19 protein-coding genes are annotated in these 21,860 nt (G+C 59.3%); 8 read left to right on the top strand and 11 right to left on the bottom strand.

Translation table 11 applies throughout. The annotated features are described in order from the left end of the window. Positions 1-14: 14 nt before the first annotated feature. Entirely contained in the window at positions 15-1,022 is a 1,008-nt protein-coding gene (locus ACSIPU_RS09590; RefSeq protein ID WP_115239862.1) for a Gfo/Idh/MocA family oxidoreductase, read from the bottom strand. Positions 1,023-1,125: 103 nt separating this feature from the next. On the opposite strand from ACSIPU_RS09590, the gene ACSIPU_RS09585 reads away from it, so the two are divergent. The 4 genes from ACSIPU_RS09585 (at position 1,126) to ACSIPU_RS09570 (ending at position 6,069) form a co-directional block, all read left to right on the top strand. Next, positions 1,126-2,145: a LacI family DNA-binding transcriptional regulator gene (locus ACSIPU_RS09585; protein WP_004111094.1), complete on the top strand. Its 1,020-nt coding sequence runs from the start codon at positions 1,126-1,128 to the stop codon at positions 2,143-2,145. A 449-nt stretch (positions 2,146-2,594) separates the two neighbouring features. Beyond that, positions 2,595-3,518 (top strand): sugar ABC transporter substrate-binding protein, encoded by a 924-nt coding sequence (locus ACSIPU_RS09580; RefSeq protein WP_004099858.1) that lies wholly within the window; start codon positions 2,595-2,597, stop codon positions 3,516-3,518. Between the two features lie 24 nt (positions 3,519-3,542). After that, positions 3,543-5,027, top strand: a complete 1,485-nt coding sequence (locus tag ACSIPU_RS09575; protein ID WP_196557724.1) for a sugar ABC transporter ATP-binding protein — start codon at positions 3,543-3,545, stop codon at positions 5,025-5,027. Between the two features lie 19 nt (positions 5,028-5,046). Beyond that, positions 5,047-6,069, top strand: coding sequence for an ABC transporter permease (locus ACSIPU_RS09570; protein ID WP_024273870.1), 1,023 nt, complete (start codon positions 5,047-5,049; stop codon positions 6,067-6,069). Between the two features lie 45 nt (positions 6,070-6,114). On the opposite strand, the gene ACSIPU_RS09565 is transcribed toward ACSIPU_RS09570, so the two are convergent. Genes ACSIPU_RS09565 through ACSIPU_RS09535 form a run of 7 tightly spaced genes read right to left on the bottom strand, consistent with a single transcriptional unit; the run spans position 6,115 to position 12,584 of the window. Next, positions 6,115-7,359, bottom strand: coding sequence for a Zn-dependent hydrolase (locus ACSIPU_RS09565; RefSeq protein ID WP_196557726.1), 1,245 nt, complete (start codon positions 7,357-7,359; stop codon positions 6,115-6,117). Next, positions 7,356-7,838 (bottom strand): L-2-amino-thiazoline-4-carboxylic acid hydrolase, encoded by a 483-nt coding sequence (locus ACSIPU_RS09560; RefSeq protein WP_004099867.1) that lies wholly within the window; start codon positions 7,836-7,838, stop codon positions 7,356-7,358. The genes ACSIPU_RS09565 and ACSIPU_RS09560 overlap by 4 nt, the downstream gene beginning before the upstream one ends. A gap of 17 nt (positions 7,839-7,855) precedes the next feature. Next, positions 7,856-9,013, bottom strand: a complete 1,158-nt coding sequence (locus tag ACSIPU_RS09555) for a branched-chain amino acid ABC transporter substrate-binding protein (protein ID WP_196557728.1) — start codon at positions 9,011-9,013, stop codon at positions 7,856-7,858. Positions 9,014-9,040: 27 nt separating this feature from the next. Then, positions 9,041-9,760 carry an ABC transporter ATP-binding protein gene (locus ACSIPU_RS09550; RefSeq protein ID WP_049593427.1) on the bottom strand — a complete coding sequence of 240 codons (720 nt, stop codon included), beginning with the start codon at positions 9,758-9,760 and terminating at the stop codon, positions 9,041-9,043. Next, on the bottom strand, positions 9,753-10,520 hold the full coding sequence (locus tag ACSIPU_RS09545; RefSeq protein ID WP_016809094.1) for an ABC transporter ATP-binding protein: 768 nt from the start codon (positions 10,518-10,520) through the stop codon (positions 9,753-9,755). Before ACSIPU_RS09545 ends, ACSIPU_RS09550 begins: the two co-directional genes overlap by 8 nt. Next, entirely contained in the window at positions 10,517-11,623 is a 1,107-nt protein-coding gene (locus tag ACSIPU_RS09540) for a branched-chain amino acid ABC transporter permease (protein ID WP_126488695.1), read from the bottom strand. The genes ACSIPU_RS09545 and ACSIPU_RS09540 overlap by 4 nt, the downstream gene beginning before the upstream one ends. A gap of 10 nt (positions 11,624-11,633) precedes the next feature. Further along, positions 11,634-12,584, bottom strand: coding sequence for a branched-chain amino acid ABC transporter permease (locus ACSIPU_RS09535; protein ID WP_032705050.1), 951 nt, complete (start codon positions 12,582-12,584; stop codon positions 11,634-11,636). Positions 12,585-12,755: 171 nt separating this feature from the next. Between ACSIPU_RS09535 and ACSIPU_RS09530 the strand changes: the two genes are divergently transcribed. The 4 genes from ACSIPU_RS09530 (at position 12,756) to licT (ending at position 18,034) form a co-directional block, all read left to right on the top strand. Further along, the gene (locus ACSIPU_RS09530) at positions 12,756-13,685 is read left to right on the top strand and encodes a LysR substrate-binding domain-containing protein (RefSeq protein WP_435321910.1); all 930 of its coding nucleotides are present in this window, start codon (positions 12,756-12,758) and stop codon (positions 13,683-13,685) included. A 211-nt stretch (positions 13,686-13,896) separates the two neighbouring features. Continuing rightward, positions 13,897-15,777 (top strand): beta-glucoside-specific PTS transporter subunit IIABC, encoded by a 1,881-nt coding sequence (locus ACSIPU_RS09525; protein WP_004111108.1) that lies wholly within the window; start codon positions 13,897-13,899, stop codon positions 15,775-15,777. Next, complete coding sequence (locus ACSIPU_RS09520; protein ID WP_196557730.1) at positions 15,774-17,198, top strand: glycoside hydrolase family 1 protein; 1,425 nt, start codon at positions 15,774-15,776, stop codon at positions 17,196-17,198. The genes ACSIPU_RS09525 and ACSIPU_RS09520 overlap by 4 nt, the downstream gene beginning before the upstream one ends. Then, positions 17,195-18,034, top strand: coding sequence for a BglG family transcription antiterminator LicT (licT, locus tag ACSIPU_RS09515; protein WP_004099899.1), 840 nt, complete (start codon positions 17,195-17,197; stop codon positions 18,032-18,034). Before ACSIPU_RS09520 ends, licT begins: the two co-directional genes overlap by 4 nt. Position 18,035: 1 nt before the next feature. Here the strand turns inward: licT and ACSIPU_RS09510 are convergent, their stop codons facing one another. Genes ACSIPU_RS09510 through ACSIPU_RS09500 form a run of 3 tightly spaced genes read right to left on the bottom strand, consistent with a single transcriptional unit; the run spans position 18,036 to position 21,841 of the window. Further along, positions 18,036-19,040 (bottom strand): LacI family DNA-binding transcriptional regulator, encoded by a 1,005-nt coding sequence (locus ACSIPU_RS09510; protein ID WP_004099902.1) that lies wholly within the window; start codon positions 19,038-19,040, stop codon positions 18,036-18,038. Positions 19,041-19,070: 30 nt separating this feature from the next. Further along, positions 19,071-20,471 (bottom strand): sucrose-6-phosphate hydrolase, encoded by a 1,401-nt coding sequence (locus ACSIPU_RS09505; protein ID WP_196557732.1) that lies wholly within the window; start codon positions 20,469-20,471, stop codon positions 19,071-19,073. Next, positions 20,471-21,841 (bottom strand): sucrose-specific PTS transporter subunit IIBC, encoded by a 1,371-nt coding sequence (locus ACSIPU_RS09500; RefSeq protein ID WP_435321907.1) that lies wholly within the window; start codon positions 21,839-21,841, stop codon positions 20,471-20,473. The genes ACSIPU_RS09505 and ACSIPU_RS09500 overlap by 1 nt, the downstream gene beginning before the upstream one ends. Positions 21,842-21,860 lie beyond the last annotated feature (19 nt).

Genomic DNA, 21,860 nt, shown 5'->3' with positions numbered 1-21,860 from the left:
CATACGGGGCTTTTTTACGCCAGCGGTTCGACGCTGACAAATTGCCCTTGCTGCAGGGAAAGCACGGCGGCTTCGGCGATAGCCTGCGCCCGCAGCCCGTCCAGCAGCCCCGGCAGGTCCGGCTCCTCTTCTCCGCCTGGCGAGCGGACAAAAGCATCCAGATGCGCGTAGTACGACTCCTCGACGCGGCTGAACCAGTCCGGATAGAGGCCGGGCTGAATGCAGCGCGCTCCCTGCCACAGCGTCACGCCGCGCGAGGCCTGACTGCCGGACTCCAGCACGCCCTCTGGGCCGAGCAGGCTGATGCGTTCATCGTAGCCGTGGCCGGTGCGCCGGGTGTTGTCCAGCTGCGCCAGCGCGCCGCCGCGCATCCGCAGCATGAGAATGGAGGTATCGACATCGCCGATCCCGGCGAGTTCCGGCAGCGCCAGCGCCTCTCCCATGGCGGCAACCGTTGTCACTTCATCGCCGGTAAGAAAACGCAGCAGATCGAAAAAGTGGATTGCCTGGTCGCGCATCTGGCCGCCGGAGCTGCGCAGATACGCCAGCGGCGGCATAACCGATGCCCGGCACACCATCTGCACCAGTTCAATTTTACCGATAACGCCAGCCTCGACCTGGCGACGCAGCTGCTGGTGGCTGGCGTCAAAGCGGCGGTTAAAGCCCACGGTCACCGGCACGCCGAGCGGCAAAACCCTGTCGACAACCTGGCGCGCGCGGGCCAGCGAAAGGTCGATCGGTTTTTCGCAGTAAACGGCCTTCCCGGCGCGCGCGGCGGCCTCCAGCAGTTCCGCATGTGAAGGGGTCGAGCTGGCGATGAGCACCGCATCAATGGCATCGCTACTGATGGCCTCGGCGACGGTGGTTGCCCGCGCGCCGTAGCGGGAGGCCAGCGTTTTCGCCCGCTCGGGCTCGGCGTCTGCCACCATGGCCAGAACGGTTCGCTCATGGCGAGCGAGGTTGGCGGCGTGAACCTGGCCTATAAAACCGCTGCCTAATAACGCAAAACGAATGCAGGTCATTTTGTTCTCCAGAAAGAGGGATTTAGCGTTGCCAAATTAATCTGTTTGCTACACTGACCAACACGGGCGTTTTGATGGATTTCCATCATGGGTGAGGGGAACGATGAAAAGCATTTCACTGGCGGCGCTGGCTAAACGGATCGGCGTGGGCGTGGCGACGGTTGACCGGGTGCTTAACGAACGCGGCGGCGTGTCGCCGGAAACCACGCGCCGGGTGCTGCAGGCGGCGCGTGAAGCCGGTTTAAAGCGTATTTTGCCGGAAGAACGTCGTCTGCCGTGGCAAATCGAAGTGTTCCTGAGCGCTAACGACTCGCGCTTTTTCTCTCGCCTGACGCAGGATTTCGCCGACGTGGCGGATAGCCTTGGCTATCGCCGACTGACGCTGCACCGCACGCTGGTGGCGGAATCCTCCCCGGAAAAACTGGCGAAAAGCCTTCTTCGCAGCAGTAAAAAGCGCCATGCGATAATTGTCTTCGGCAACGAACATCCGCTGGTCTACGAAGCCCTGCGCCAGTGTCGCGAAGCAAACGTACCGGTAATTACGCTGGTCACCGACCTGCCCGGCGCGCAGAGGCTTTGCCACGTGGGAATCGATCAGCAGCAGGCGGGACGTACCGCGGGCATGATGATGGGGCTGATGGCCCATCAGCCCGGGGAAGTGTTGATGCTCAGCGGTCGTCAGGATTTCAGCGCCCACCGCTCGCGGATTCAGGGATTTCGCGAGGTGATAAGCCAGCGCTTTCCGCATCTGCAGCTTGGTGAGGTGCTGGCGGGTGAGGATAACCGGCAGCGGATCGACCGTTTGCTGGAAGAAGCTCTGAACCGTAACCGCGACGCGGTGGGCATCTACAATACCGGTCTGGGCAATAGTCTGGTGGCGCAGGCGCTGGCCCGCCATCGCCGTTATGGTAAGTGCTGTTGGATTACTCATGAACGCTATAGCACCACCCGCGAACAGCTGGCGCAGGGTGGGATGGCGTTGACGGTCGATCAAAATCCTCATCAGCATGCCAGGCTGGCGGTGGAGCTGGCCCTGCGCCACCTGGAAACCGGCTATCAGCCCCATCTCTTTCGTGACGGCAAGGTCGAGTTTATCCTCTATAGCGCTGAAAACGTCGACTGAGCGCTCGCGGCCTGCCGGGCGACATCCCTTTTTACACCGTATCTCCTGTCCCGTTTTAAACCGCTGCCGCTATCGCCGCGCCGGGCGGCAAACCGTCGCCTGCCTCTCATTTTTTGCGCATTTATGCGTCAATGTTAGATGTGTGTCAAAGTTCTGTTAACACGCAGTTTTAAAATTTTCATTTCGGTTATTTACTTATAAACGTTTCATATGCGTTGTTAATGAAATAAACGGTCTGTAATTTTCACCTCGTTATAAATGGACTGATGTTTCAGAAAATCATTTTAAAACAACTGAATTTTGTGATGGCGGTCGGCATTAAAAAATGACGTAGCGCGAAGCCTGTTTTTCCGAAACGCTGAAAAAGCAGGCGCTTAATGCACAATTAATGAAACTAATTTTTCATTTTACCTTACCTAACCGATGTACCTGTGAATAAAGGATCAACTATGAATATCAAGAAAACGGTTGTTGCCTCTTTGATAGCCTGCATGCTGCCAGCGGTCGTGATGGCGAAAGATATTTCGGTCGGTGTTTCTATGGCGCTTTTTGATGACAACTTCCTGACCATTCTGCGCACCGCCATGCAAAAAGAGATGCAAAAAGAGGGCGTGAAGTCACAGATGGAAGATGCGAAGGGCGACGTCTCGCAGCAGCTACAGCAGGTGCAGAATTTTATTGGCCAGGGCGTCGACGCCATTATCGTTAACCCGGTCGATACCAACGCGGTCAAACCGATTATGGACCAGGCGACCAAAGCGGGCATTCCGCTGATCTTCGTTAACCGTCGTCCGCAGGCGCAGCTGACCGATAAAATGGCCTACGTCGGCTCCGACTCCGTGCTGGCGGGGCGCTTACAGATGGAAGCGCTAGCCAAAGCGATGAACGGCAAGGGCAACGTCGCCATTCTGCTCGGCGACCTGGCGAATGAATCGACCCGCGACCGGACCAAAGGGGTCGAAGAGGTGGTGGCGAAATACCCCGATATCAAAATCGTGCAGAAGCAGACCGCCAAATTTATGCGTAACGACGCCGTTGACGTAGTCAGCAACTGGATGACCAGCGGCGAAGACATTCAGGCGATCGCCTCCAATAACGATGAAATGGCCATCGGCGCGCTGCAGGCGCTGGGGAAAAACCCCAACCATATCCTGATTGCCGGGGTGGACGGGACGCCAGATGCCCTGCAAATGCTTAAAAACGGCAAGATGATCGCCACGATTTTCCAGGATGCCAAAGGGCAGGGCGAAGGCGCGGTAGATGCCGCTATTAAGCTGGCCAATGGCGAAAAAGTGGAAAAGGTCATCGACGTCCCTTACCAGCTGATCACCAAAGACAACATGGCTGAATTCATCAATCGCAACCAGAAATAGTCATTCAGGGTACGGAGGTGAAGTATGAACGCTTTTGCACTTGAAGCCGAAGGGATCAGCAAATTCTTCCCCGGCGTGAAGGCGCTCGACAACGTCTCATTACGCGTGCGTCCGGGGACGGTGCACGCGCTGATGGGCGAAAACGGCGCCGGGAAATCCACGCTGATGAAATGCCTGATCGGGATCTACCGTCCCGATAAGGGCGCGATCCGCGTCAAAGGGGAGCCGGTCCAGTTTCAGGATACGATGGACGCGCTGCGCTCCGGGATCTCGATGATCCATCAGGAGCTTAATCTGGTACCGCATATGACGGTGGCGGAAAATATCTGGCTCGGCCGCGAGCCGATGAAATACGGTTTCGTCGATCATCGCCAGCTTGCCCGGCAGACTCAGGAACTACTGAATAAACTGAATATTCGTTTATCCGCCGATCGCCTGGTAGGGGAATTAAGCATCGCCGCCCAGCAGATGGTGGAGATTGCCAAAGCGGTTTCGTGGAATGCGGATATTGTGATTATGGACGAACCGACCTCGGCATTAACCGAGAGCGAAGTGGCGCATCTGTTTACCATTATTCGCGATTTACGCCAGCAGGGAAAAGCCATTATTTATATTAGCCATAAGATGGATGAAATTTTCACCATTACCGATGAGATCAGCGTATTTCGCGACGGCACCTGGGTAGGAAGTCAACCTACCACCGAGTTTACCCGCCAGTCGCTGATTACCCGGATGGTCGGGCGGGAGCTTACCCAGCTCTTTCCCAAATTCAATAATACCATTGGCGAAGAGGTGCTGACCGTGCGCAACCTGTCGCGCAAGGGGGTCTTTCGCGATATCAACTTTAGCGTGCGCCGCGGGGAGATCCTCGGCGTGGCGGGGCTGGTGGGGGCCGGGCGCAGCGAAGTGATGGAAAGCCTGTTCGGCATGGAGAAAGCCGATAGCGGCGAAGTGCTGATTGACGGTGTGCCGGTCACTATTGATTCGCCTTCAACGGCGATTGAAAAAGGGATGGCGCTGCTGACGGAAGACCGCAAAAAGTCCGGCCTGTTCCTCGTACTGTCGGTGCTGGAGAATATGAGTATCGTCAAAATGCCGGAATATATCGGTAAAACCGGTTTTGTTCAGCACCTAAAAATGGCCGAGGACTGTATGGAGCAGATCCGCCGCCTGAATATTAAAACCCCCACCATGGATCAGATTATTAATAACCTTAGCGGCGGCAATCAGCAGAAGGTGCTTATTGCCCGCTGGCTGCTGGCTCAGCCGAAAATACTCATTCTCGATGAGCCGACCCGCGGAATTGACGTCGGGGCGAAAGCGGAAATATATCATCTGATTAGCGAACTGGCCAACCGCGGCGTGGCGGTAATTATGGTTTCTTCTGAATTACCTGAAATTCTCGGGATGAGCGACCGGGTGATGGTGATGCATGAAGGACGGATTACCGGCATCCTCGATAAAGAGGACGCCGATCAGGAAACCATTTTGTCGTTGGCATCCCATTGAGGCACAGAGAATGAGCAATATGAAAATAACGGCGACCCCGATCGATGAGAAACCCTCTTTCTTTGGGCAATTACGCCACCGGCTGCCGAAAGATACCGGCATATTTATCGTCATGCTGGTGATTGCCCTGACTTTTGAAATTGCCGGCTGGTACGTCCGCGACCAGTCCTTTTTATTAAACACCAATCGCCTGATATTAATTGTTTTACAGGTAGCGATTATCGGTATTATCGCAGTCGGGGTTACTCAGGTCATTATTACCACCGGGATTGACCTCTCCTCCGGTTCGGTGATCGCGCTCGCCGCCGTGGTGGCGGCGAGCCTCGCGCAAACCTCCGACAGCCTGTCGCCGATGTTCCCGTCGCTGGTCAATATGCCGGCGATAATCCCGATTGGCGCCGGCATCGGCGTCGGTCTTCTGTGCGGCTTAACCAACGGTTTTCTGGTGACCCGCACCGGCATCCCGCCGTTTATTGCCACCCTGGGGATGATGGTGTCGGCGCGCGGTCTGGCGCAGTATTACACTCAGGGCAACCCGATTAGCTTCTTATCCGACAGCTTCACCGCCATCGGTCAGGGCGCGATGCCGGTGATTATTTTCTTCGTCGTTGCTGCGGTCTTCCACATCGCCCTGAAGCATACCCGCTACGGTAAATACGTTTATGCTATCGGCGGCAATATGACCTCGGCGAAGGTCTCCGGTATCAACGTGAATAAATACCTGGTGATCGTCTATACCATCGCCGGGGCGCTCTCCGGCCTTGCAGGCGTAGTGCTGGCGGCGCGCGTCAGCAGCGGCCAGTCGAGCATGGGAATGTCCTACGAGCTGGATGCGATCGCCGCGGCGGTTATCGGCGGCAGCAGCCTGATGGGCGGGGTAGGGCGCATAACCGGCACTTTAATCGGCGCCATGATCCTCGGCCTGATTAAGAGCGGGTTTACCTTTGTCGGCGTTGACGCCTACGTGCAGGATATTATTAAAGGCATCATTATCGTCGCGGCGGTGACTATCGATATGCGCCGCAACCGCAAAAAGCATTGATCGGCAATAGCCCACGGCCCTGGCTGGCGTGGGCTGTATCGCGTTTTACTTCGCGCTGCGAGCGGGCAGCTCATCGGCGGCAAGGCGTAAACTGTTGAGCAGCACGTTAGCCCCTTTCTCGGCCCACGCGGGCAGAATATTTTCCGCCTCGTTATGGCTAATTCCCTTCTCGCAGGGAATGAAAATCATGCTGGCGGGCGCGACCTTGCTGATATAGCAGGTATCGTGACCGGCGCCGGAGACAATGGTTCGCGCGCTATAGCCCAGTTCGTCCGCCGCTCGCTGGCTGCGCGCCAGACACTCGCGATCAAAAGCAATGGGCGCATAATCAAAAATGCGCTCGACGTTTGCCGCCACGCCCCGCGCCGCCAGCGCTTCAGCGGCGCGATGCAGCGCCCGTTCCATGGCTTCCAGCGCCGGGGATTGCGGATGACGAAATTCGACGCTGCACGCCACGCCTCCCGGTACTACGTTGCGCGATCCCGGAATGACCTGCGCCATCCCGATAGTCGCGCGCCCGTCTGGATTATGGGCGATGCCGATTTGCTCCACCGCCAGCGCCAGCTCGGCGAAGGCGGTCAGCGCGTCGCGGCGGCTGCCCATCGGCGTGGTTCCGGCGTGGGCGGAAAAGCCCTCCAGGGTGACGTTGAACCAGCGCTGGCCCATTGCCGCGTGAACGAGGCCGATATCAACGCCTTCTTCTTCCAGAATCGGCCCCTGTTCGATATGCACTTCGTAGCAGGCGTGGAGCGGGCAGGCGGCGGCAGGACGCTCCCCGCGATAGCCGATAGCCTCCAGCGCCTCGCCGACGCTGATGCCGTCGCGATCTTCGCGGGCGAGCGCGAAGGACTCGCTAAACTGCCCGGCCCAGACGCCGGACGCCAGCATCGCCGGGGCAAAGCGCGCCCCTTCTTCGTTGGTCCAGTTCACCAGCACGATATCGCGTTCGGTCGCAATGCCGCGGTCGTTCAGCGTGCGCAGCGCCTCCAGCCCGGCGAGGACGCCGTAAATGCCGTCATAGCGGCCGCCGAGCGGTTGGGAATCGACGTGCGAACCGGTCAACACCGGGGGCAGATGCGAATGTTTACCGCGGCGGCGAATAAACATATTCCCCATACTGTCGACTTCGCTGGGGAAACCAGCTTCACGCGCCCACTGGCGCAGCAGATTGCGCGCCTGGCGGTCCTCTTCGCTAAGCGCCAGTCGGGTCACGCCGCCCGCCGGCGTGGCGCCGAGTTGCGCCATCTCGTTGAGCGTCGACCACAGACGTGCGCCGTTGACGGTTATCATGGCTTATCCTTTTTCACGCGATAGCGGAAGTCGCAGCACTTTCCGCCCTGCATAATGGTGGTGGTACGGGTCAGCTCCACATCCGGGGCATAGCCGACGATAAACTTATCGTCGCGGGCGCAGGAGAGCAGATGGCCAATCTCGCCGAGGCCCATTTCGTGGTACATCTCGGCGTAGCGGCAGCGGTTGACGTTGTAGTTATACTGCTGGTCGTCGGCGTCCAGTACCTTGACCTCCAGGGCGTTATCTTTTTCCCACAGATACTGCAGGGCGACAAAGCTGCGAATATCCGCGCCGTTCGGCTCCTGGCGGGCAAAGGCTTTCCCCGCCTCAATCGCAGCGTTTTCAATCGCTTCGCCGATGACCGCCTGGGCGCGAGCCTTACCTATCTCCCGCACCAGGATGTCGTAAATCGGCTTGATTATTTCTGCTTCAATTTTGCGGCGGGCGAGAATGCCCAGCTCGTTATTATCACTCATCACATTGCCTCACTGCGTTACTTCGTTGTTGCGCCGCCGAGTACGGTTTGCGGCTGCCATTTGCCGTCGACGACTTTATAAACGGTAAAGGTTGGCGATCTCAGGTTGCCCTCTTTATCAAAGGCGATTTGTCCGGTCACGCCGGCGTAGTTAATGGCGCGCAGGGCGGGCAGATAGTCGGCGGGATCGACGGAGTCGGCTTTTTCCATTGCCGCGACCAGCACGCGGGTCGCGTCATAGGCGAACGGCGCGTGCAGCTCGATATGGGTGTGATAGCGCGACTGATACGCCTGCTCAAAGGCTTTACCGCCCGGCATCTGTTCAACCGGCAGCCCCGGCTCCAGCGCCACCACGCCGTCGCCCTCTTTTTGCGCCAGCTGGAGGAAGGTCTGGCTAACGAAGCCGCCTGCGCCCATCAGGGTGGCGTTCATGCCCAGCTGTTTGATGCGGCGCGCCAGCGGGGCGGCCTGACTATCGACGCCGCCAAAGAAAATCAGGTCGGCGTTTTTGCTGCGGATAGCGGTCAGCACGGCGCTGAAGTCGACGGTTTTGTCATCGACGTACTGGCGGTCGACGATGTTGATTCCCTGCGCTTCCAGCGACTTAATAAACTCATCCGCCAGCCCCTGGCCGAAGGCGGTACGGTCATCGATAACCGCAATGCGTTTGGCCTTCAGGGTTTGCACCGCGTACTGCCCGGCAAACTGGCCACCGTCATCATCGTGGCCCATCACGCGGAAGCTGGTATCGAAGCCCTGTTTGGTATAGGCGTGCCCGGTGGCGACCGGCGCAACCTGGGCGATGCCCGCATCATGGTAAACCCGCGCGGCAGGGATGCTGGTGCCGGTATTCCAGTGACCGACGACGCCCGCGACGCCGCTATCTACCAGGCGCTGGGCGACGGCAACGGCGGTGCGCGGATCGGACTGATCGTCTTCCGATTGCAGCTTGAAGGTCACCGCTTTGCCGCCGATAGTCGGCTGCTGCTTGTTGATATCGTCAATCGCCAGCTGCGCGCCGTTTTCCAGGTCCTTGCCGATACGCGCGGAAGGGCCGGTCAGCGGGCCAGCAAGGCCGATAATGACGGTTTCGCTGGCCGCAGACCACGCGGCGGATGAGGCAAAACCACTGAGCAGAATAGCGGCGCTGAGCGCACTGATTTTTACGGTTTTCATTGTTTTTCCCTGATGCTGGTTGGTGTGTTAAACGGGCATTTCGCCCAAATAAATCTGTGCAATACGATCGTCGGCCAGCAGCGTTTGCGACTGACCTCGCTCGACGATGCTGCCGCTGTCCATCACCCAGGCGCTGTCGGTCGCCTCCAGCGCCAGGCGTGCGTTCTGCTCGATCAGCAACAGCGCGACGCCGCGCTGGCGCAGGGTGGCGATAACGCGAAAAATGTTCTCGACCATCAGCGGCGCCAGGCCCATTGACGGCTCGTCGAGGATCAGCAGGCGCGGCTGGCTGAGCAGGGCGCGATTGAGCGCCAGCAGCTGCTGTTCGCCGCCGGAGAGCAGCCCCGCCAGCTGATGCTGGCGTTCGGCGAGGCGCGGGAAATTAGCGAAGATGGCGCGCATCTCCTGTTTTACCGCCGTCGCGTCGCGTCGGAGCCAGGCGCCCATTTGCAGGTTTTCCAGCACCGTCATGCGCGCAAAGATGCCGCGTCCTTCCGGCACCATCACGAGTCCTTCGCGCAGCAGGGATTCGGCCCGACGTTTGCGTATCGGTTTGCCGTTAAACAGAATTTCGCCGCTAAAGGGTTCCAGCCCGGTAATGGCGCGGACGGTGGAGCTTTTGCCCGCGCCGTTGGCGCCGATAAGCGTGGTCTGCTCGCCCGCTTTCACGCTGAATGAGACGTCGCGCACCGCCTGGATGCCGCCGTAGTGGACGCTAAGCTGGTTAACGGTTAATAAATCAGACATGGGCGCTGCCTCCCAGCCAGGCGGCGATCACCGCCGGATCGCGGCGTACGCTATCCGGCGTGCCGCTGGTTAACGTTTTGCCGTAATCCAGCACCATCAGGCGATCGCAGATCCCCATCACCAGCTTGACGTCATGCTCAATCATCAGCAGCGTTTTGCCGTCGTCGCGAATACGCAGCAGCAGTTCGCCAAGGGCCATCTTCTCAGCGGCGTTCATCCCGGCCGCTGGTTCATCCAGCGCTAACAGGCGCGGATCGGTCGCCAGCGCGCGGGCGATCTCCAGCCGCCGCTGGTGGCCGTAGGCGAGGTCGCAGGCGCGGTAGTGGGCGAACTGCGCGATACCGGTATAATCCAGCAGGTGCCAGGCCAGCTCGCGGGTTTGCGCTTCCTCGGCGCGGGCGCGTTTATGGCGGGAGAGCGCGGCCCACAGACCATTACGGGTGCGCACGTGGCGGCCCACCATTACGTTCTCCAGCACCGACATGTCGTTAAACAGCCGCACGTTCTGAAAAGTGCGGGCGATCCCTGCGGCGGTCACTTTCTCAATATTCTTCGGAAAATAGGCTTCGCCGCCGATAGCGAACTCGCCGCTGTCCGCCGGGTAAAGCCCGGTAATCAGATTAAAACAGGTGGTTTTTCCCGCGCCGTTGGGGCCAATCAGGCCGTAGATTTCGCCCTCGTTGATGCTCAGCGATACGTTGTCGACCGCCGTCAGACCGCCGAAACGCTTGGTCATATGGCGTACGCTTAACAGGCTCATGCTTTTGCTCCTTGATGTCGCGCGGGCCAGATGCCCTGCGGGCGCAGCAGCATGACCAGCACCAGCGCCAGACCGTAGAACAGCTGGCGCAATACTTCCGGGTCAATCAGCACTTCGCCAAACAGCGCCTGCTGTACCGGCGCCGCCTGGCTGCGCAGCAGTTCCGGCAGCGCGGTCAGCAGCACCGCGCCGAGGATCACGCCGGGGATGTGCCCCATCCCGCCCAGCACCACCATCGCCAGGACCGCAATCGACTCCTGCAGGGTAAAGGATTCCGGCGAAACAAAGCCCTGAAATGCGCCGAACAGCGCGCCCGCCACGCCGCCGAATGAGGCGCCGATAGCGAAAGCCAGCAGTTTGTAATTACGCAGGTTGATGCCCATCGCGCGGGCGACGTCTTCGTCCTCGCGGATCGCGTGCCAGGCCCGACCAATGCGTGAATGCTGTAGCCGCAGGCAGACGAAAATAATCGCCACGATCGCCAGCATCAGCAGGTAGTACCACAGCCACAGCGCCGGGACTTTAAAACCAAACCAGTGATAGACGCCGCTAAACTTGAGGCCGAACAGATTCAGCGAATCGACCCCGGAAATGCCTTTTGCGCCGTTGGTGATGTTGACCGGACGGTCGAGGTTGCGCATCAGGATGCGAATAATTTCACCGAACCCGAGGGTGACGATGGCCAGATAGTCGCCGCGCAGCTTGAGCGTCGGCGCGCCCAGCACGATACCGCAGCCTGCCGCCACCAGCGCGGCGAGCGGAATAATCACCAGCCAGGAGGTGTGCAGGCCGTCCGGAAACCAGCTATTTAAAATCGGGAAGACGTCCAGCAGATGCGGCGAGGCCAGCAGCGCCGCCAGATACGCGCCGACGGCGTAAAAGGCGATAAAGCCCATATCCAGCAGGCCGGTGTAGCCGACCACAATATTCAGCCCCAGCGCCAGCATAACGTAGAGCAGGGCGAAGTCGATGACCCGCACCCAGTAGTTGCCGCCGAGCTGGCTGGCGACCATCGGCGCGACCAGCAGCGCGCAGACCAACAGGGTCATCCCGGTCCAGAAGCGGCGGGAGACGACAGGCGTATCGAGTTGTGCCGTTGTCATGATTTTTCTCCTAAGCCCGGTGCGCGACGCGTTCGCCGAGCAAACCGGCCGGGCGGAAGACCAGCACCAGGATCAGCACCATAAAGGCGAAGATATCCTGGTAGTTGCTGCCGAAGACGCCGTGGGTCAGGTCCCCGAGATAGCCTGCGCCAAGAGATTCGATAAGGCCCAGCAGCAGGCCGCCGATCATCGCGCCGCGAATATTACCGATGCCGCCGAGTACCGCGGCGGTAAAGGCTTTAATGCCGGGCAGAAAGCCCATGGAGAAGCTGGCATTGCCGTAGTTGCTGGCCATCATGACGCCAGCGAGCGCGGCGAATATGCCGCCGATGGCGAAAGTGAGGGCGATAATTGCGTTAGGGTTAACGCCCATTAGCGTGGCGATACGCGGATTTTCCGCTACCGCGCGCATACCGCGACCTAAACGGGTGTACTCCACCAGCAGCCACAAGCCAAGCATTACCGCGAAGGCCAGCGCGACGGTGACGATACCGGTGACGGTAACGAGAGCCGGTGGATGCGCTGCGCTGCCGTGGGTCACGGCGATGGCATCCATTGACAGGATCTGCGGGAACATCAGCGGATTACGCGACCAGACGATCATTGCCACGGTTTGCAGCAGTACCGAGACGCCGATCCCGGAGATCAGCGGCGCCAGGCGCGGGGCGTTACGCAGGCGGCGGTAGGCAAAGCGTTCGACCGCCATCGCCAGCAGGGCGCAGACCGCCATGGCCAGCAGCAGCGCCAGCCCCAGCTGCGCCAGCGGCGGCAAAGTGGGGAAATGGGCGTTCAGCGCGTGCATCCCGGAAAGCGTGGTCAACGCGCCGACCATCAGAATATCGCCGTGGGCAAAGTTAATAATGCGCAGGATGCCGTACACCATGGTGTAGCCGAGCGCGATCAGGGCGTAGATGCTGCCGAGCATGACCCCGTTGATGATTTGTTGTATGAGTGTGTCCAACTGATTGTTCCGACAAGATGCTCAAATAATAGCTACCATCCAACAAATGAATTAAATTGTAAAATACGCATATATTCTTTCTTATTATAAATGTGTGGTTAACTATCTTTATGATTTTAAATATAATTAAATAATGCATCGGATAGCGAAATGCGCTAAGAAAATCAACATATGAAAAAAACAGAACAATCAGAGGGGCCGGTTAGCTGGTCGGAGAGTACGTTGGCCAACGATCCCCCGCTGCGGGCGGTGCGCGCCTTCGAGGCGATCGCACGCCTCGGCAGCGTAACCCTGGCGGCGCAGGAGCTGGCGATATCGCCCTCGGCGGTCAGCCATCAGCTCAAAGTGCTGGAAGGCTATTTGCAGATCCCGCTCACCGAACGTCAGGGGCGACGGCTGACCCTCAGCCAGCAGGGGCGGGAGTATTACCGCTCGATCCGCGCGGCGTTTAACGTGCTGCGTCAGGCCACTGAGCACCTGGTCGATCAGGTGCAAACCCAGCAGGTGACGATCAGCCTGATCCCGCTGTTTGGCATGGGCTGGTTTATTCCCCGGCTGCCGTCATTCGTGCACGCGAATCCGCATACCGAAATCAACGTGGTTTACGCCAACCACCGCAACTATCTTAGCGACGCTTCCGATATGTCGATCCGCTTTGGCAACGGTCACTGGGTAGGCTATCAAAGCGAAAAGCTGATCTCCGGCAGAATGGTTCCGGTATGCAGTCAGGCTTTTCTCCGCCTCCATGGGCATATTGATACCCCGGAACAGCTGTTACAGATGCCGCTGCTGCATGATGAGGAGCGCACCACGTGGAACCAGTGGTTTGTGCAGCAGGGAGTGAAGCGCCCGCCGCGATCGACCGGGCCGATGTTTGAGGATGGTCTGCTAACCCTGGCGGGCGTACAGGCCGGGTTGGGCTGTGCGCTAATGCGCGAGCCGCTGATCGCTCCCTATCTGAAGAGCGGCGAGCTGGTGAAAATCTTCGATGCGGCAATAGATGATGGCCGGGATTATTATCTCTGCGTGCGCCTGGATAGCGAGATGACCCCCAATGGCAAACTATTACAAAGCTGGCTTCGTCAGCAGGCCTTCGGCTGATATTTACTTAAGAATTTACTTAATCCAGCTCACACTTTTGTCTGGTCGTCATTGAATTCATCAAAGGCCGCTTAGATAATCCGCCGAAATAACCCATTTTTATGATGGCGTGCTACTGCGAAAGCAGGCAAGACCAAAATAGAAATGCTCTCCCGCCAAGGGGAGCGTCTCTGTTTTGGTCTTTTTTTTTGCCCCAACACCAGGGAACACTATGAACTATAACGAAACAGCAGACAAAATCCTCCACGCGGTGGGCGGTGCGGAGAACATCCGTATGCTCACCCATTGCGCGACCCGGCTGCGCATGGAGTTCAACGACCGCGCAAAGGTTAACGATGCGCAGATTGGCGCCCTCCCCGGCGTGATCAGCGTAGTGGAGAAGGGCGGCCAGTTCCAGATAGTTATCGGTAATGAGGTGCAGCAGGTTTATCGCCTGCTCAATAAGGCGCTGCCGGAGAAAAAAGGCCCGGCAGGCGGCGATAAAAACGCGAAGCCGGCCGGCATCGTCGCCCGGATTATCAGCGTTATTTCGACCACCTTTACCCCGGTGATCCCGGCGATTACCGGCGCGGGGATGATTAAAGCGCTGCTGGCCATTCTCAAGCTCACCGGGGTGATTAGCGAAACCAGCTCGACGTATCAGCTGCTGAATATTATTGCCGACGCCGCCTTCTTCTTCCTGCCGGTGCTGCTGGCCTACGGCGCATCGCTGAAGTTTGAATGCAACCCGATTCTGGCGATGACCCTCGCGGGCGTGCTGCTGCATCCGGGCATCGGCCAGATGCTGGCGGCCGGTAAAGCGGTGGATTTTGTCGGCATCAACGTCCTGCTTTCCGATTACGCCGGTTCGGTGCTGCCGATTATTCTGACCGTGTGGCTGATGTCGTGGGTGGAGCGCTTCGCCGAAAAAGTGTCGCCATCGATTATCAAGTTTTTCGTTAAGCCGATGCTGATTCTGCTGATTACCGCGCCGCTGGCGCTGGTGGTGGTCGGCCCGGCGGGCATTTTGCTTAACGACCTGGTGGCTGCGGGGGCGGGCGCTATCGACCGCCACGCCAGCTGGTTAATCCCGATGCTGATGGGCACCCTGCAGCCCTTCCTGATCATTACCGGCACCGCCTGGGCGATGACGCCGATCGCCACCGGTCAGCTGAGTAAAAGCGGTTACGAGATGATTAACGGCCCGGGGATGCTGGCCTCAAACGTGGCGATGGGAGCGGCGACGCTGTGCGTGGCGCTGAAAACCAAAAATAGCAACCTGCGCCAGCTGGCCTCCTCGTCGGGATTTACCGCACTGCTGGGGATCACCGAACCGGCGCTGTACGGGGTGCTGCTCAAGTTCCGCCGCGTGCTGATTGCCGCGATGATCGGCGGCGGCTGCGCCGGGGTCTATGCCGGGGTGAGCGGGCTGGTGCGCTACGCGTTTGTCTCGCCAGGCCTCGCGGCGCTGCCGGCGTTTATCGGTGAAAACCCGATGAACATCGTTCATGCGCTGGTGACCTGCGCGATTTCCATCGTGGTGACCTTTACCCTGACCTGGTTTATCGCCTTCAAAGATGTTCCTGAGGAACAAGAAGCGGTGGACGAGGCGCCGCAGCCTGCGGCGAGCGCTAAAAGCGAGGGGGAGACGGAAGTATTAAGCCCGCTGCGCGGTCAGGTGGTGGCGCTCAGTGAAGTGAACGACGACGTCTTTTCCGGCGGTCTGCTGGGCGAGGGGCTGGCGATTCGTCCCGAAGAGGGAGTACTGCGCGCGCCGTTTAGCGGCACGGTGATGATGTTTCTGCCCTCCTGCCACGCCGTTGGCCTGCAGAGCGACAGCGGGGTTGAGCTGCTGATCCATATCGGTATTGATACCGTTAATCTTAACGGCCAGCACTTTAGCTCATCGCTGAAGGTGGGGGATAGGGTGGAGGCGGGGCAGGTTCTGATCCGCTTTGATATTCCCGCCATCGAACAGGCCGGATACGACCTGATTACGCCAGTCATTGTGGTCAACGGCGATGGGCAGCACGCTCTGCGCTTTACCGACGCCGCCCGGGTGGATTACGGCGAGACGCTGATGGTGCAATCCGTTAAGGAGGCGCAGCCATGATTTATCAACAGCAGGCCCGGTTCCCGGACGGTTTTCTGTGGGGCGCGTCCACCTCAGCCTATCAGGTTGAGGGCGCGTGGAATGAAGGCGGTAAAGGACCGTCGGTAGTCGACATGCTTAGCCATCCGCCGGGAACGGCGGACTTCCGCATCGCCAGCGACCACTATCATCGCGTGGAGGAGGACGTCGCGCTGATGGCGCAGATGGGGCTGAAGGCCTACCGTTTTTCGGTGGCCTGGTCGCGGGTGATACCTGACGGCGATGGCCCGGTGAATCCGGATGGGCTGGCCTTTTATCACCGCCTGATCGACGCCCTGACGCGCCACGGGATCACCCCCATCGTGACGCTCTACCACTTCGACCTGCCGTGGGCGCTGGAGCTAAAAGGCGGCTGGCTGAACCGCAAAACCGGGGAGGCATTCGTGCGCTATGCCAGGCTGCTGTTCAGCGAATTTGCCGCCAAAGTTCCGCTCTGGCTGACCATCAACGAACAGAACACCATGATTCTGCATCCCGGCGCGATTGGCGTGCCCGCCGATCGTGAACTGCCGGATAAGAAGGCGCTGTACCAGCAGAATCATCATATGATGCTGGCCCAGGCGCAGATCTTCGCCCTGTGCCACCGTGAGTTCCCCGGGCTGCGCATCGGCCCGGCGATAAACACCACGTCGATGTACGCCGAAAGCTGTAAGCCGGAGGACGCCATCGCCGCGCATAACTGGGAGACGCTGCGCTGCTGGAGCTTTCTGGATGTTGCGGTGCATGGGCGCTACAACGCCCTGGCGTGGGCCTATATGCAGGATCGCGGCCTCGCGCCGGAACTGCAGCCGGAGGATGCGCTGATTTTGCAGCAGGGGAGGCCGGACTTTATCGCCATTAATTACTACTCGACCGCCACCATTGCCGCCAGCCGGGGCGACGGCGGGGACGTTGCGCCCCGCGCGGGCGATCAGCAAATTATGCTGGGCGAAGAGGGGGTTTATCGTCCGGCGGAAAATCCATGGGTCGGCAAAACCCCCTACGGCTGGGTGGTCGACCCGGTAGGGCTGCGTCTGACGCTGCGTAAAGTGTGCGAGCGCTATGGTCTGCCGATTCTGATTAGCGAAAACGGGATGGGCGCGCCGGACAAGCTGGAGCCTGACGGGACGGTGAATGACGACTATCGCATCGCTTTCCTCGACGCGCATATCGCACAGATGCGGCTGGCGATTGCCGACGGCGTCGAGCTGATGGGCTACTGTCCGTGGGCGGCGATTGACGTGGTCAGCACCCATCAGGGATACGCCAAGCGCTACGGTTTTATTTATGTCGATCGCGGCGAGGATGACCTGAAGCGGCTGCAAAGGATCCGCAAACGCAGCTTCTGGTGGTATAAGGATGTCATCGCGCAAAACGGCAACCACGACGAGTCGCAGAGATGATTGTTCAGAAGGTGCTCAATAATAGCCTCGTGCTCTCGATGGACGACGATAACAGGGAGGTTATCGTCATGGGGAAAGGCATTGGTTTCAATAGCAGGCCCGGCGATGCAATCGCCCCGGAGAAGATAGAGAAGCTATTCGTAACCCAGGCGCTCGGCGCGCGCAGCGGCTATCTTGAGGCGCTCTCCGCCATTCCGGATGAGGTCATTGAGATGGCCGCAATGATTATTTCCCGCGCCAATATGCAGCTCGCCAGCAAAGTCCGCGAGCAGATTTTCTTTACCCTCGCCGACCATCTGACTTTCGCCATCGAGCGCAGCCGCAAAGGGATCGCTATTCAGAACCGCCTGCTGCCGGAAGTCAGGCGCTTTTATCCGCAGCAGTTCCGCGTCGCCAGTGAGGCGGTAACGATTATTCGCCAGCAGTACGGGATTGAACTGCCGGAGGAGGAAGCCGGGAATATCGCCTTTCATCTGGTTAACGGCCAGAGCGAGGGCGACGACGTAGCGCAGACCATGCAGTCGGTGAAAATGCTGAAGGATATTTTTAATCTCGTGCAGTACCACTTTAAGCAGCAGATAGACACCGAATCGATAAACTACTCGCGCTTTCTGGTCCATATGCAGTTTTTCCTCCAGCGTTTACAGGAGGGGGAGCTGGACGGCGCGCGGGACAGCTTTCTGCTGGTGCAGGTGATTAAGGCGTATCCGGACGCATACCGCTGCGCGCTGCTGATCCGCGATTACGTCAAAGCCCAGCTCGATATCACCCTCGGCGGCAACGAGCTGCTGTGGCTCACCGTTCATCTGGTGCGGATCGCGGGGCTGGATGCGTGAATCACCGATGCCGAAACTGCAGCGTCGCCGGCAGGTAGCGCTGTAGCGGTTCAGGCGTGTTGCCCTCGATCAGCTGGCTGATTAAATCGTAGCAGTGCCAGGCCAGCTGGCGGTTATCCTGCTGTACGGTATCAATACGCAGCGACAGCGAATCGTAGAGATAGTGATCGTCAAAGCTCGCCAGGTGGATGTCGGAGTCGAGCAAATGGTGCTGGCTCATATAGCGCAGCACCCCTTCCAGCAGCCCGCAGGCGGCGGTAAATAGCGCCTTTGGCGGCCTTCCCAGACGCGCGCAGAGGGCGGCGAACATCTCATAGCCGGAGCTGGGATGGTAGTTGCCGTTGATCACCCACTCCGGGCGCAATTCAATACCCGCCTGGGCCAGACCCTGCGTAAACCCGGCCAGACGATCGCGGGAGGGCGACAGACGCGGCTGACCGCCTAAAAACCAGAATTCATCGCTATGTTGAGGCGCGATGCGGGAAATCAGCTCCGTCGTTGGGGTAATCGAATCGGTCATCACCAGCGGCAGCGCGCTTTCATTAGGACAGCGGTCAAACAGCACCACCGGCAGCTGTTCGCTGAGCTTCAGGTAGTCGGCATCGTTGTGCATACAGGAGGCGACGATCAGACCGTCAACCTGGCGGGCAATCATGTTATTGACCACCATGCTCTCCTGACCGGGGTTTTCATCGGTACAGGAGATCAGCAGCTGGACGCCTGCTTCGCGGCACAGCATCTCCAGCTCATGGGAAAAGACCGCAAAGCCGTAGTTGGTGATTTCCGGCACCACCAGGCCGATGGTGTGGCTACGGTTGTCGCGCAGCGAGCGGGCGTGGATGCTCGGCTGATAGTGCTGCTCGCGGGCAATCGCCAGCACGCGCTCGCGCGTTTCCTGCGCCACGCGCAGCTCCTTGCCACGCCCGTTCAGCACCAGGCTGGCGGTCGCTTTGGAAACGCCCGCCAGTTCGGCGATATCTTTAATGGTTACGCGTTTGGTTTTCATTACGACGCCATGAGCCTGAAAGCAAAACGCTTATTCTACCATGCATGTTCGCAGCGGCCAGCAGCAGAATGCGTCCGGCGCGCTGCCGGAGAAAATCAGCTGCGCCGGATAAGCCGGGAAGCAGCGGCTGCTCATCACCCCCTCGCCGTCGTTGATGAAAATCTCCACGCTCGACCGGTCGATGAAAATCCGCAGCGAACGGACCTCGCCGCGCCAGTAACGATAGTGCATCTCGTCGCCGGCGAGGTTGCGTCGCGCCAGGCGAATCCCGCGGGTATCGCGCTCAAGGGTCAACGCGCCGCCGAAGTCGAGGCTTAACGCATCGTCCCGGGCGGTTTGCAGGGCGATTTCCATCGGCGCCAGCGGCAGGGTATTCCCCGGCCAGCCCTGCGCTTCGCCGCGCAAAGCGGTCAGCTCGCGCAGCGGACGCTGGTAGAGCTGACCGTCGATCAACTCCAGCTCACGCAGGCAGGTCATCTGATGGATCCAGCCGTTGGCAAGAGTCGGCTGAAGCATCTCTTCGCCGTCCGGCACGCCCATCCAGCCGACCAGCAGACGGCGGCCATCGCGGGTGTGCATGGTTTGCGGGGCATAAAACTCAAACCCGGCGTCCAGTTCGTGCAGCTCGCGGTGGCTGAAAGCGGCGCGGTCGTAGTCGAAACCACCGGCCATCCATACCGCCGGATAGGTATTGAGGAAGCGCTCTTCTTCGCGAGCCATCCCCTGCGGGCAGCAGATCAGAATATGCTGGTCGCCGAGCGGAAACAGATCCGGGCACTCCCACATATAGCCGGCGTCGTCGAGGCCATTGAGGCCGTAGCCGGCGATTTCGCCCTTACTCGTCCACTGATGGAGGTCTGCGGAGCTGAACAGCAGCACCTTGCCGCGCTTTTGCCGATCCTGCGCGCCCAGTACCATGTACCAGCGTCCTTCGTGCCGCCAGACTTTCGGGTCGCGCACGTGGCCGGTGTAGCCCTCCGGCAGGGGCAGGACCGGGCCAATTTTGCGGAAGGTGCCGTCGGCGTTTTCCGTTGCCAGGCACTGCCAGGCGGTTCGGCCGCCATCGGCAAACTTCACGTTGCCGGTATAGCACAGGGTGAGCGTACCATTGTTATCCACCGCGCTGCCGGAGTAGCAGCCGTTACGGTCATACTCTTCGTCCGGCATCAGCGCAATCGGCTCATGCTGCCAGTGCAGCAAATCGGCGGAGCTCCAGTGCCCCCAGCACTTAAATTTATGATCGCAGGCGAGCGGGTTCCACTGATAAAACAGGTGATAGCGTCCGGCAAATTCGACAAAGCCGTTGGGGTCGTTCATCAGCCCGGTAACCGGCGCATGGTGCCAGCGCGGATAGTGACTATCGGCCAGCGCGCGCGGCTGGCCCTGCATAACGGCCTGCAAAATCGCAGGCAGCCGTGATGGAAGTGACATTATTCAGCGTCCGTTTTGTATTTCAGAACCAGGGAAACCGTAAAGGCGACGCCAAAGGCGATAACCATTCCGATAATATAGTTCAGCAGCGAGCTGGCCTGCACGATGGCCATGCCGGTGATCGCCGTCAGGCCTACCGCGGTCATGTAGACGTGCATGGATACTACCCACGCGCCGCCCGCCGCGCCGCCGATCAGCGCCGCGATAAACGGCTTCACAAAGCGCAGGTTGATACCAAAAATCGCCGCCTCGGTGATGCCCAGCATGGCGGAAAACGCTGAGGGCAGCGTAATGGCTTTAATTTTTGCGTCTTTGGTTTTGAACCACACCGCCAGGCAGGCGCCACCCTGAGCGACGTTGGCCATCGCCCAAATCGGCAGCAGGAAGTTGACGCCGATGGACGGATTGCCGAGGAGTCCGGCTTCGATGGCGTGGAAGCTGTGGTGAATACCGGTAATGACGATAACCGAATAGAGACCGCCAAACAGCAGACCGGCGAGCCAGCCGGCGTGGCTAATCAGGGTGCTGAGGACAAACGAAATACCGTCGCCGAGCGCGCGACCGGCCGGGCCGATAATCAGCAGGGCGATAAAGCCGGAAATAATCACCGTCAGGAACGGCGTCAGTATCAGGTCCAGGGCATCGGGGATCGCGCGGCGCAGCTGCTTTTCAACGATGCTCATAAACCAGACCGCCAGCAGCACCGGGAACACCGTACCCTGATAGCCGATCATGGCGATTTCGAGGCCGAAGAAGTTCATGGTATGGAAACCGGCGGCGACTCCCCAGGCGTTCGTCAGCGCCGGGTGGGTCAGAATGCCGCCGAGCGTTGCGCCGAGATAGGGGTTACCGCCGAATTCGCGGGCGGCGGTAAAGCCAATCAGAATCGGTAGAATGATAAACGCCGCCGAGCTGCACATATCCAGCATGATGTAGATAGCGTTGCCTGGGTCAACCCAGCCGTAGGTTTTGACCATTCCCAGCAGGCCCATCAGCAGACCGGAAGCGACGATGGCCGGGATAATCGGCACGAAGATGTTTGACAGCAGGCGGGCGATGCGCTGGAACGGGTTAAGCTTTTTCGCCGCGATGTCGGCGGCTTCCGATTTACTGGACTCGCTAATACCTGCCGCCTGAATAAAAGCGGCATAGACTTTATTCACCACCCCGGTGCCGAAAATAATCTGCATCTGCCCGGCATTACGAAAGCAGCCCTTAACCCCTTCAATTTTGCCGATGGCCTGCTGGTCAGCCAGCGCGTCATCAACCAGCACCAGGCGCAGGCGCGTGGCGCAGTGCGCGGCGCTGGCGATATTTTCCTTGCCTCCCAGAAGCGGAAGCAGCGAGCGGGAAATCTGTTCAAAATCCATAGTACCCTCTGAATGCGTA

It is taken from the genome of Klebsiella sp. HN106 (assembly GCF_051209435.1).
Taxonomy (GTDB): domain Bacteria; phylum Pseudomonadota; class Gammaproteobacteria; order Enterobacterales; family Enterobacteriaceae; genus Klebsiella; species Klebsiella oxytoca.
Note: the sequence above shows the minus strand (reverse complement) of the source record. Positions and strands in the feature narration are given on the sequence as shown.